This window comes from Synechococcus lacustris Maggiore-St4-Slac (assembly GCF_024345595.1).
In the GTDB taxonomy this organism is placed as follows: Bacteria; Cyanobacteriota; Cyanobacteriia; order PCC-6307; family Cyanobiaceae; genus Synechococcus_D; species Synechococcus_D lacustris.
This window is the reverse complement of the sequence record NZ_JAGQBK010000029.1, coordinates 1-13,014: the sequence shown is the minus strand read 5'-3', so window position 1 is coordinate 13,014 and position 13,014 is coordinate 1. Positions and strand designations below refer to the sequence as shown.

The window sequence follows — 13,014 nt, the reverse complement described above, 5'->3', positions numbered from 1 at the left end:
CCAGTGGCAATCATCCTCTAATGGCACAAACTGGAGCAATATTGGAACTAATGCTGATTCCTACACCCTTACTTCCGCAGAACAAACAAAACAAATTAGGGTTCAGGTTTCTTACACTGACGGCGAAGGACTCCAAGAAAATATAACAGTTGCTGGTGGCTATGTTCCTATTGTTAAAGAACCCAAAATCAGCATCACTGGTAATTATATTCCGTCATCTACCCTCACAGCCGGTGTTGAACTTGAGCCAAGCAGCCCATATATAAACTCAACCTTTACATATACATGGTATGCGAACAAAGAAATCATTGCAGCTCAAACTACTAGAACACTCGATCTAACGGATGATTTGGTTGGCAAACGGATTCGTGCAACTGCCTCTTATACCGATTACTCAGGTAAATCTGCTTCAGTCACAACTGCTGAAAAACCAGTTCAAGCCGGTTTTATTAATAGCAAAGGCATTAAAGTTACGGCAGATGTTCGTCTTGAAAATGCAAACCTAGATGGTGGATTTAAAACCCTTAATGCAATAACAAATCCAAATGCTAAAAAGGCCGTTGATGCACTAAAGGCAAATAAGGTAGAACTAAGCCCAACATTGGTGAATTTCACAATTGCCTTATCATCTAATCCAACAAAACCATCAGAAAATCAAACCACTGCATCTATTGCCATTGGCATTGATTTGGTATCAGATGGTATTGCTCTTTCAACTGGCACTGGTGCAGCAGAAAAACAAACACCCTTGTCCTACTACTCTGTTGATTCAGCCGGCGTTGCATCCCCATTTACATATGATCCAGTAAGCAAAACTGGTGCCAATTTCTACGACACTAATTTTGATGGCAAACCAGATCTTGTAACACTTGCATTTGTTGATGGCGGTCGTGGTGATAAAGACGGGTTAAAGAATGGCAAAATTCTTGATCCTTCAACTGCAGCAACCGTGAATGTGTCAGCAGTTCTTGCCAACTTCAAAGATTCACTTTTGATTACAGATCCTCTAAGTGATTTACCAGCAGCATTAATCGTTAAAGTAAAACTCACATCAAGGGCCGCCACAGTGAATGAAATTGGATATGTGATACTAGATAAAGATGAAACAATAGATTCAATTGGTTTTGCTGGGCTTACAGCACGTGCTCAAATCTTATTTGCTGGTCTTGAATCATCAGATATTCCAAACCTTAGTTCCTTCTCATTTGATAAGTCAATTGCTCTTATAAATGGCCAATCTATACGTTTCTTTGAAACAACAGATAGCTCATTCAAGGAATTAGCTGCAGGCAAATCAAGTGTTGCAGCTCTTGGTAGTAGTTTTAAATTCCTTTCAACAACAATTGATTCCAGCACCACTAAGGCAACTGCTGCATCAAGTTCTGGTATCAATTTCAGCCTTGAAATTGCTGGTTCTTTTGCCGGATTAGATTCATTGATTGGTGTGAATCAAGCAGATTTACCAATACTTGATTTTTCCGCTCTTGCAGGAATGGAGGTAACAGCAGATCTTTCCTTAGCCCGGGAGGCATCTTACAACTCCAGCATTGGCTTCTATAAGATCCTAGCGATTGATGGTTCTGTAAGAGATCCCATATCAGGCAATGTATTCTTACCCGGAGATGGTGGATATACGAAAGCTGCACTTTCAAACAAAGTTACCAATCTGAAGGATTTAAGTATCGGGAATCTTCAAAATTCAAATACCGAGATCAAAATAAATGAATCTGGAATGCTAGCTCCTTATGCAATCGTAAGTGGTGTGGATACTTATTTTGCCTTTACTGCGGCCAATCCTGATCTGATTACTCACTTCAAGGTTCTCGGCACTAATGTAATTGGCCTAGAAGATATATCCGGTGGTGGGGATAAAGACTTTGATGATGTTGTGATTGCAATTAAGGCCAAAACTCTATCAGCCATATAACAGCTATCCATAAGATCATCTTATGCAAACAACTTTAGAGCGTTTTATCATTTAAGTTTAATGGGTTGAAATCAAAATTATGAGTTCCATCAAAAACCTACCGTTTGCATACACCACAGGTTCAAAGGCTGTTGATGTATTTAGTGATATAACCTTAACTGATCAAAAAAATATACTTGTATCCGGTTATGGGGCAATTGCAGGTGGTAGTTTAGGTGCATCTGATCTCTATCTATCTCTTAAAGATCTCAGGGGTAAAACTATATGGCAATCAGATTTTGGCACTATTTATGATGATGCATTTTTAGCAGTAACTCAATCGGGTGCCTATGCTTATGCAGCTGGCTTTATCTCATCAGCTTCTGGAACAGACAGAGATGCCTTCATTGCAATATTTGCTAACATTGATATCAACAGTTCCAATAACTCTCCTGCTTTTAAAGCTGGTGATTTGGTTAATTTCGAAATTTTTGAAAGCAAAAAGACTATTGGCAATTCAATTAATCCAACCGATGAGCAATTTAATGATTTAAAAATTTCACCATCAAACAATATTATTTTAGTTGGCTATAGTCGCGGGGATGGCTTAATTAGCGGTGCAACTAAATCCAATGCAGCTGCTAGTGGCTTAGATAAAGGCAATGCTGATGGCCTTCTTTTAATAATAACACCCACGGAATACATCACTAGGCTCATTGGCAATAGCGGGGATGATATTATCGAAGCAGTTGATATTGTTAAAACTGGATCACTCGCTGGCTCTATTATAGTTGTTGGTAAATTTACATCATCATCTGGTAACCCGGAAGCATATTTATCTGCATTTAATCAACTAGGCGAACCATTATGGGAGCGATTTTTAAACAGTAATGGCAGTACTTCAAATAATCTAACTTCTGTTATTTGCAACGACAATACAATATATGTTGCGGGCACTACAAATGGCCTGTTCTCGTCAATTAGTAATCTACCCAGTGGCAGCGCAAGAGATCCAGTTCGCATAGACACAGATGTATTTGTGGCAGCCTTTGATACTACAGGCAACCAACTCTGGTTAAAGCAATTTATTGATTCCCCACTATCTGATGTTTCACCTTCATTATCTATTTCTAATGGTCAACTTATCGTTCTTACAGGTAATGGTCTTGATATTCACAAAATTAAATTAACTAAAGATGGCGAACTCCTTAACTTTGATGTTATATCAAGCGGCTCTAACGGCATAGATATTCCAGAGTCAATTGTATCCGATAATTTTGGTAATTCAATAATTGTTGGTAGTAGCAGTGGTACGTGGAAAGAATCCGTACCTGTTGGCTTTCAGGATGCTTTAATTCATTTTAGTGGCCCCCAAATGAATTCATATCAACTAGATATTTCGCCACTGGATAATTCTTCTAAGTTAACTTCTACCTCTTTTAATCTTGATCTTAATGATCAGATTTTCTCTGGTTTTATTCCAAATAAATACTCTGGCTTAACAGGCTATCTCACCATTGCACAAGATGGCAAGGCTACTTATGAACCATATCCAGAATTGCCAAGCCTATATTCATGGCAGACTGGCTTGAAAGATAATATTATCATTTCCGCACTTGATTCAGTTAATAATATAGTGCCAGTTGAACTCAGAATGAATATTTCACCAGCCCCATCCAAGCCGCCGATTAACTATTTCACTATTGAAAATAATCAAGTAAAAGGAGAAATCAGTTCATTTGGTTTAAGCAGGCCTGAAATAGTTCTAAATCTTAATGATAATAATTACACCACAACAGTTGGTGCTGAAAAAAAGCTGTCTGCATTCGCTGGTAATACGGCTAGTGTTTCTTTGCAACTTGCAATTGACAAGGCTCCTATAACCGGTCTTAATTTAATGAGATATGCTCGAGAGGGATATTATGATAACACAATATTCCATAGAGTAATTGATGGATTTATGGTACAGGGTGGTGGATACGATATATCAAAACAACAATCAATCGGCTTTGCTCCAACCCTTACTAATGATCCTATTCCTTTAGAGGGTACACAGATAAGTAATTTAAGTAACACTAGAGGAATGCTTTCAATGGCGCGTACAAACGATCCGCATAGTGCTACTAATCAATTTTTCATTAATCTGGTTGATAATAAATTCTTGGATGACCAGCCTAAAACTCCTAATGATTTTAGCGCTTCACTGGGCTATTCAGTTTTTGGAGCAGTTTCAAATGGCATCGAGATAATTGATTTGGTTGCAAGTGCGCCAAAGCGAAATACCGCTTCAGGAGGTAATAGCACTACTTGGGGGGCTCCAAATAGTGGATCTTTATTTCAAGATATTACTGAACCTGTTGTAGTAATTAATGCAACAGAGCTTCTAGTGAAACCTCGTAATCTCAATTATAGCATCGACAAACTTCCCCAGTTTGGTTCTATATATATTAATGATATCACTGGCAAGTTCCTATACACACCCAATACAGAATATAAAGGCACTGATTCATTTTCAGTATTAACTACTAGCCCAGCACTTCCTGGTGTTTCAGCAAGAAGCATCAGTCAAAACTATGACATTTCAGGGCAATTAGTGCCCACAAATTCATTATTTAATCTCGATATAGATGGCGACGGCAAGGTAACAGCATTGGGTGATGGCTTGATGGTAATTAGAAAATTATTTGGTGCTGCTTTTGCAGGTGATGCATTAACAAATAAAGCGATGTCTCCTACCTCAACGCGTACCACTGTTGAAATTCATGAATTTATACAGCAAGGTATAACAACTGGTTTACTTGATGTTGATAAAGATGGTAAAACCACTGCCCTTGGTGATGGTTTGATGGTAATACGCCATCTATTCGGTGCTGCCTTTGCAGGTGCAGCACTCACGAATAAAGCAATCAGTCCTGATTCACCATACTTTGGTACTACCGTAAATTTTGCTGCCGTTGCCGCAAATATTGATGCCATGCGTCCTGTTTAGATAAATCTAAACAACATCTGGGAACATACAAACCTGCAGCACGCAGTTGAAGCTGCCTTAGAAATGCAGCAGCACTAACGGGTCTTGGGTTGGAGTTATGGGGGTGAAAGGCAGTAATGGATTAAGAAAACTACTTAGTGCGCTGCAATAAAACGCTGAAACCCATTGCCGTTACTTGTTTATGCAATATCTGCATAAACCTGACGAAATACTTAAAAACGAATACAATATAAAGAGATACAGATAACAAAGGCGTTCTGCCTCCTGGTATGCGCTGCTTCTCTGCCGTTTCTTGAGGGTTTGGGTTTTATGGCATTTGCAAAACCCAATACAATTCTGAGCACGCTGCTGAACCAGTGGAAAAATTTGCTGCAGCAATGGGCAAAGGGTGGTTCTTTAGCAGCTGCTGCGCAAGAAGCACTGCTGCTGAGTGGCATTCCAGAAGGATTGCAAATACTGATAGATGAATGGGCATTAGCTGATTTCAAGAGCTTGCCTGAAGTTGAACTGTTATCAGCTGTAGATATCAGTGGTGCAATGGGCGCCTATGCAATCAGCACTGGCAAGATTTACCTAAATGAAACCTGGGTAGACAATGCAAGCAAAGAAGATGTATTTGCTGTACTCACAGAAGAACTGTGGCATCACTTGGATGGATTATTCAATACAGTAGATACACCTGGGGATGAAGGGCAGCTATTTGCAGCGTTGCTAACTAGCAATGTTGATGTTAGTGATAATAAAAAAGAAGCAGTACAGGCAGAAGCTGATCACGGCATTGCAATCCTATTTGGCAGTGAGGTTGCAGTAGAGCAGTCAAAAGCTTCTTATACAGTTGATACAAGCCTTGTTAATTTAAAAATAATTTCAGGAAAAACAGGTGGAGTTGCCTCAGGTCTTGCAAGTTTTTACTCTAATGATGAAGAAATCATCCTGGTTGTAGGAAACAAGTATGACTATTCAACTCCTTCATGGATTACAAGCAACTATATACTAACAAAATCGCTAAAATCTGGATTGGAGAATATTTTTGACTATATCAATCCCTCAAGTAAATTATACACAACCCTTGCCAGTCCCACTATAGCAAACGGGAATAAATTAATATTTAGGGGAATCTCTTTCTCAGCAGCAACATTTAAGCAGACATTGTCATTTAATCAAATTGAATTCAATGAATTACGCCCAGGAAGTCAAAAGGTTATCGCTTCGTATGAATACGAGGATTTTGCTGATAGCGATATTCACTCTTTTTTTGGAAATAAATTGGGAGATCAAATTGTTCGCAAGAATAATCAGCTAATATCTTTTGGACCCCATTCCTGGTCATCAAATATTCCCAGCTATGAAAATTTAATAAGTGTTGCAGCTGGACAGGCTAATGATGGATCGGCAATAATTGTGAGTGCTACAGGGCTGAGAAAATTTCCTGTTTCGGGTGAAGGTTATCAAGTAGATGGGAAAACCGTGATCACGAAGATAAATGCTGATGGCACTACAGCATGGAATAACGAATTTGATTTTGCAACTCTTGGCGAAGATTATTTCGTTGCTAACATAGATGATTTAACTCATGATTTTCTGTTAGCTGGATCTTTGCAAGATAATCTTGGAATTGGATCTTTGATTAGTTTTACTGCAGAGGGTACTCAAAAATGGAGATTAGATTTACATAATTTGCCACATTCGAGAATTACTAGTGCCAGCATTGATTCGAGTGGCAACATTTTTATTGCAGGTACTTGGCAGTTTGACTGGACATGGAATCGATACAATAACATGGCTAATGGAATACCACCCTCTGCAGCAGATGTGGGAACAAATCTTGCATTTTATGGTTTAGTAAGTAAAGAGGGAACCCTTGAATGGACTAATACTTATGGCGATAACACTGGATCTATATTTGGTTGTGAAATATTATCTGCAAAAAGCGGTAATATTATTTTAACTGGAACAAGCACAAGCAAGCAGATTTTCGGGATAACTCCAAATGTTGGGTCAAGTTCTAATGGATATCCGTACATGTATGGATATATCGCTGAGATCTCTGTACCACAATCTCAAGTAAGAATTACCCTCACCCCATCAGCAGCATCAATAAGTGAAGGTGCAGTTTTTACAAGTACCGTTGCCGCAACTAATCTTACCACTGGTACCACGCTTTATTATGCCTTAAGTGGTACTGGAATTACAACTGCTGATTTTTCTGCAGGCCCCCTTATAGGAGAAGGTGTAACAGATGCCACCGGTAAATTCACCTTTACTCATACTATTGCAAATGATCTAACAACAGAAGGTGCTGAATCAGTTGAGATAAAACTATATTCTGATGAAGCACGAAAGGTGCAGGTTGGTGCTACTGCATCAGTGAGTATTAACGACACTTCAGTAACTACTCCGCCTCAAGTTTCCGTTGCTGCTACCGCCAATGGCAAAGAAACTGATGGCAGCCCGGTTGTATTTACCTTTACACGAACAGGTTCTACATCTGCAGCACTGAGCATTAATTATCAACTATTTGGAACAGCACAAGCAGGTAGTGATTACACAGGCAATACAAGTGGCACGATTAATTTTGCTGCTGGTAGCAGCAGTGCAACGCTGTCTTTACCTGCATTAGCTGATGGAGCATTGATTGATCCATATGAAACAATCATTGCTCGCATTAATCCAGCGACTAATTACGAGATTGCAACAGGAAAACAATTTGCAACGGCAACGATCACCGCAGAAGGGATGGTTGTGGTGCCAAAAGGGCGAAGAAGATATAGTGGAGATGATGGTGGAGAATGGGGAAATTCCAGTACCTTTGCAGCATTAAAGAGCGATGGCAGCGTCATCTGCTGGGGAGGTAAAGACGCTGGCGGCACTGCGCCAGCTGGGCTTACAGGCGTTAGCCAGATCTTCTCTACCGGTTTTGCCTTTGCAGCACTAAAAAGCGATGGCAGCGTCATCTGCTGGGGGGGGTTTGACCCAGATGAAGAAAATAAATTTCAAGAGATGGTGTCACCAGCGGGTCTTACGGGAGTTAGTCAGATTTTTTGTAATTGGAACGCTTTTGCAGCATTAAAGAACGATGGCAGCGTTGTTACTTGGGGTTCTGATTGGTCTGGCGGCAATGCACCAGCGGGGCTTACGGGTGTTAGCCAGATCTTTTCAACTGAATCTACCTTTGCAGCATTAAAAAGCGATGGCACCGTAGTTAGCTGGGGTGGAGGGAATGCTGCTTTAGCACCAGAAGGGCTTACAGGCGTTACCCAGATCTTTTCTATTGGTGGTGGCTTTGCAGCATTAAAGAGCGATGGCAGCGTCATCAGCTGGGGTAATAGCAACTATGGCGGCAGTGCACCAATGGGCCTTACGGGTGTTAGCCAGATCTTTTCTACTGGCTGGGCCTTTGCAGCATTAAAGAACGATGGCAGCGTCATATGCTGGGGTGATAAAGATCGAGGCGGTGTTGCACCAGCGGGGCTTACGGGCGTTAGCCAGATCTTTCCTAATGAAGATGCCTTTGCAGCATTAAAGAGCGATGGCAGCCTCATATGCTGGGGAAATAAAGATCGAGGCGGTGTTGCACCAGCGGGGCTTACAGGCGTTAGTCAGATCTTTTCATTATGGAGTGCCTTTGCAGCATTAAAGAGCGATGGCAGCGTCATCAGCTGGGGCTCCAAAGACAATGGCGAATCGATTGAAACACCAGCAGAGGTTGCGGGTGTTAGCCAGATCTTTTCTAATGATTATGCCTTTGCAGCATTAAAGAACGATGGCAGCGTCATCAGCTGGGGGGATAGTTTGTATGGAGGTGTTGCACCAGCAGGGCTCACAGGTGTTAGCCAGATATTTTCTACAAGATGTGCATTTGCAGCATTAAAGAACGATGGCAGCGTTGTCAGCTGGGGTAAAAGTGACTATGACGGCAGTGATATCACAACACCGGTGGGGTTGAGCGGCGTTGTTGGTTTTGCTAATCCCTACACCGATGATCGTTTAGTAATTGATGCAACCCCCACCTATAACCTCACCCCATCAGCAACAACAATCAACGAGGGTGCAGTTCTTACAAGTACCGTTACCACAACCAATGTTGCATTAGGAGCCACACTTTATTACATGCTTTCCGGAACAGGAATCACCTCTGTTGATTTCTCCTCTGGTGCTCTCACAGGAGAAGGGATAACAGATGCCACTGGTAAATTTGCCTTTACCCATACTCTTGCAAATGATCTAACAACAGAAGGCGCTGAAACGCTTATCATAAATCTATATTCTGATTCTGCTCGCACTCTGCAGGTTGGAACTACAGCATCAGTTAGTATTGTTGATACATCAATTAAATCAAAATCATTTAACCTTGATGTTGATGGTGATGGCAAAATAACCGCCCTTGGTGATGGTTTAATGATTATCAGAAAACTATTTGGTGCTGCTTTTGCAGGTGATGCATTAACAAATAAAGCAATGTCTCCTACTTCAACACGTACAAGTGCTGAAATTCATGAATTCATACAGCAAGGGATTACAAATGAATTGCTTGATGTTGATAAAGACGGTAAAACCACGGCCCTTGGTGATGGTTTGATGGTAATACGCCATCTATTTGGTGCTGCTTTTGCAGGTGCAGCACTCACAAATAAAGCAATCAGTCCTGATTCACCATATTTTGGTACTACCGTAAATTTTGCTGCCGTTGCTGCAAATATTGATGCGTTAAAGATATTATAGTATTTACATTTGCATTTTCCTCTAAATTGAGGGTTGGTTTATCGCTTAATTAATGAATTTTTTTAATACATAGATTAGCGTTGCTAGACACCGAACTCTTTAATGGTTTCTTTTAGGGTAAATAATAATTGCCTGGTTGTTGTAATGAGTTTTCATTTATCACCAGTTAAATAGATCAGTATCAAACCCGTCTACATCGCTTGCAGTAAGCATCCCTGCAAAAGTGCGCAAGGCATCACGAAAAAACCCAGATGGCAAAGCAGCATCAATACGCCTTTTATATGCCGAATCAGGTTCCCGCTCACCACGGGGCAGGTAATACTCCTTCTGTTTATTAAGTAAATCCCAACAATCGTGCACTAATTGCAAACGCGGCAGGATTGCTAAAAGGCTTGGATGAGTAGAAACCAGTGCTTCTGGGGGAGAAGCAGGGCCTACAGCAATAGGGATGTGCAAGCAGGATCAGCGGGCACCTGCTATTGCCGGTGGGAACCCCCCTCCATAGGTGCAAAAGATATGCAATTCCTGCAATTTGGAAGAAATCCTTAACGTTGCTCGCTATGCTGGAGCTATACTCGCCATCTGCGCATACCAGCCAGATTGCTTCTGATAAGCCCCTATAGAGCTGGAGCGCCTTATGGCAGCTGTTATTTCAGTAATTGCAACCTCTAACGGCAAGGAGACTGATGGCAGCCCTTCTGTTTTTAGTTTTAGCCGCACTGGAGATACCAATACTGCATTAAGCGTTAGCTATCAGCTATTTGGAACAGCACAAGCAGGTAGTGATTACACAGGAAATACAACTGGCACGATTAATTTTGCTGCTGGTAGCAGCAGTGCAACGCTTTCATTACCTGCATTAGCTGATGGGGCATTGATTGATCCTTATGAAACGATTATTGCTCGCATTAACGCCTCAACAAATTACGAAATTGCAACGGGTAAACAATTTGCAACTGCAACGATCACAGCAGAAGGGATGGTTGTAATACCTAAAACGAAAGCCTACTGGTATAGAAACAGCGAGGAATTCATAAAAAGAACCGCCTTTGCAGCATTAAAACGTGATGGCAGCGTTGTTATCTGGGGTGAAACCTACAATTGGGGCAATGCACCAGCGGGACTTACGGGCGTTAGCCAAATATTTTCCAACACATACGCTTTTGCAGCATTAAAAAGCGATGGCAGTGTCATCAGTTGGGGACCAGGATACTCAGGAGGCTCAGCCAACACACCAGCAGGGCTTACGGGCGTTAGCCAAATCTTTTCGACTAACAATGCCTTTGCAGCATTAAAGAGCGACGGTAGTGTCATCTGTTGGGGTCGTATCGGATACGGAGGTGACGCACCAGGAGGTCTAACTGGCGTTACCCAAATCTTTTCTACTGAATATGCCCTTGCTGCACTTAAAAACGATGGCAGCGTTATCAGCTGGGGCGACACTAGCCGGGGTGGCAGCGCGCCAGCTGGGCTTTTAGGCGTTAAACAGATCATCTCAACTGATGTTGCCTTTGCAGCATTAAAAAATGATGGCAGCGTTATCAGCTGGGGTAGAGATCATTTTTCCGGAAATGAACTCATAACTCCAGCGGGGCTTACGGGCGTTAGCCAAATATTTTCCAACACATACGCTTTTGCAGCATTGAAGAGCGATGGCAGCGTTATCAGCTGGGGTAAGTATTGGGATGGAGCGAAATATGCAGAACTTATTGCACCAGCGGGGCTTACGGGCGTTAGCCAGATCTTTTCTACAAGTTCTGCCTTTGCAGCATTAAAGAGCGATGGCAGTGTAGTGAGTTGGGGTAATACCAGCTCAGGCGGTGTTGCACCAGCTGAATTAACAGACGTTAGCCAGATTTTTTCTACAGGTTCTGCCTTTGCAGCATTAAGGAGCGATGGCAGCGTTGTCTGCTGGGGTAGTAAAGACTCTGGCGGTGTTGCACCAGCTGAATTAACAGACGTTAGCCAGATCTTTTTTACAGGTTCTGCCTTTGCAGCATTAAAGAGCGATGGCAGCGTTGTCTGCTGGGGTAGTAAAGACTCTGGCGGTGTTGCACCAGCAGGGCTTACGGGCGTTAGCCAGATCTTTTCTACAAGTAATGCTTTTGCTGCATTAAAAACCAATGGCAGTGTCATCAGTTGGGGTGGTAAATATTATGATGGTTCAAAGTGGGTAGAATTTATTGCACCAGCAGGGCTTACGGGCGTAGTGGGATTTGCTAATCCCTATACCGATGATCGGTTAGAAATAGAAGCAACGCCTTCCTACACCTTAACCCCATCAGAAACCAGCATTAATGAGGGGGCAACACTTACTACATCAGTAGCAACAACAAATGTTGCATCAGGAACCACACTTTACTACTCACTCTCTGGACCTGGAATTACCGCTGCTGATTTTTCGGCTGGCGCTTTAACCGGTTCAGGAACAGTTGGAACTGATGGTAAATTTTTACTTAATCACACAGTTGCAAATGATCTAAAAACAGAAGGTGCAGAAACACTTGAGATAAAGCTATTCTCTGATGAAGCACGTAAAGCTCAGGTTGGTTCTACTGCATCAGTATCCATTTCTGATACCTCTTCAACAACTACACGTGAAATCAATATAGCAAGCGAACAGAATGATATTTCCATAGAAGTAGATTTTACAGATTTAACTGGCATTAGTTTTGATGTAATAAATTACCCAGGACATATATCAGTTGGCTATCCTGGCTACAGGGGGTTTGGAGTTGGTCAAAATATAAATGCCTATGAATTTTCAAGCAACGACTTGATTAAAGGAAATTCACAGCAGGGAACCCTGCGTAAATTAATTAACATTCCAACAACAACACCTACCAGCCAGTGGTGGATTGATAGCATCAGCCTTACTGATATTGCATTAAACACTAGCGGTTCCTATATTAATTCAAGAAATCCAAAGATTGACCCATCTAAAGATGAAATTGCCTTATTTGCAAGTCAAATTGGAGTTAATGCCGACGACCTGACATTTAAGGTAGTAAACCCCAATGTGACGCTTCCGGATAAAGATGCGCCTAAAATAAATGCTATTCGAATTAGCAATAAGGAGATAAATATTGACAATAAAGTAAGTGAGGTAATTATAGAAGTAGATTTTACAGATTTAACTGGCATTAATTTTGATGTAATAAATTACCCAGGACATATATCAGTTGGCTATCCTGGCTACAGGGGGTTTGGAGTTGGTCAAAATATAAATGCCTATGAATTTTCAAGCAACGACTTGATTGAAGGAAATTTACAGCAGGGAACCCTGCGTAAATTAATTAACATTCCAACAACAACACCTACCAGCCAGTGGTGGATTGATAGCATCAGCCTTACTGATATTGCATTAAACACTAGCGGTTCCTATATTAATTCAAGA

General features: G+C 41.4%; 5 protein-coding genes. 4 read left to right on the top strand and 1 reads right to left on the bottom strand.

Translation table 11 applies throughout. The features are described from left to right. The 3 genes from KBY68_RS11870 to KBY68_RS11860 all read left to right on the top strand — a co-directional run. The coding region (locus KBY68_RS11870; protein WP_255097390.1) for a DUF4114 domain-containing protein at positions 1-1,927 on the top strand (1,927 nt) is incomplete at its 5' end. A 79-nt stretch (positions 1,928-2,006) separates the two neighbouring features. Further along, positions 2,007-4,895 carry a peptidylprolyl isomerase gene (locus KBY68_RS11865; RefSeq protein WP_255097389.1) on the top strand — a complete coding sequence of 963 codons (2,889 nt, stop codon included), beginning with the start codon at positions 2,007-2,009 and terminating at the stop codon, positions 4,893-4,895. 309 nt (positions 4,896-5,204) lie between these two features. Then, a complete protein-coding gene (locus KBY68_RS11860) occupies positions 5,205-9,617 on the top strand; it encodes a dockerin type I domain-containing protein (protein ID WP_255097388.1) in 4,413 nt (1,470 codons plus the stop codon). A gap of 159 nt (positions 9,618-9,776) precedes the next feature. On the opposite strand, the gene KBY68_RS11855 is transcribed toward KBY68_RS11860, so the two are convergent. After that, the gene (locus tag KBY68_RS11855) at positions 9,777-10,073 is read right to left on the bottom strand and encodes a hypothetical protein (protein WP_255097387.1); all 297 of its coding nucleotides are present in this window, start codon (positions 10,071-10,073) and stop codon (positions 9,777-9,779) included. Positions 10,074-10,254: 181 nt separating this feature from the next. On the opposite strand from KBY68_RS11855, the gene KBY68_RS11850 reads away from it, so the two are divergent. Then, on the top strand, positions 10,255-13,014 hold a 2,760-nt coding region (locus KBY68_RS11850), incomplete at its 3' end, for a hypothetical protein (RefSeq protein WP_255097386.1).

Coding starts and splice junctions, on each gene's coding strand:
- KBY68_RS11865 (WP_255097389.1), top strand. CDS start 2,007: ATGAGTTCCATCAAAAACCTACCGTTTGCATACACCACAGGTTCAAAG.
- KBY68_RS11860 (WP_255097388.1), top strand. CDS start 5,205: ATGGCATTTGCAAAACCCAATACAATTCTGAGCACGCTGCTGAACCAG.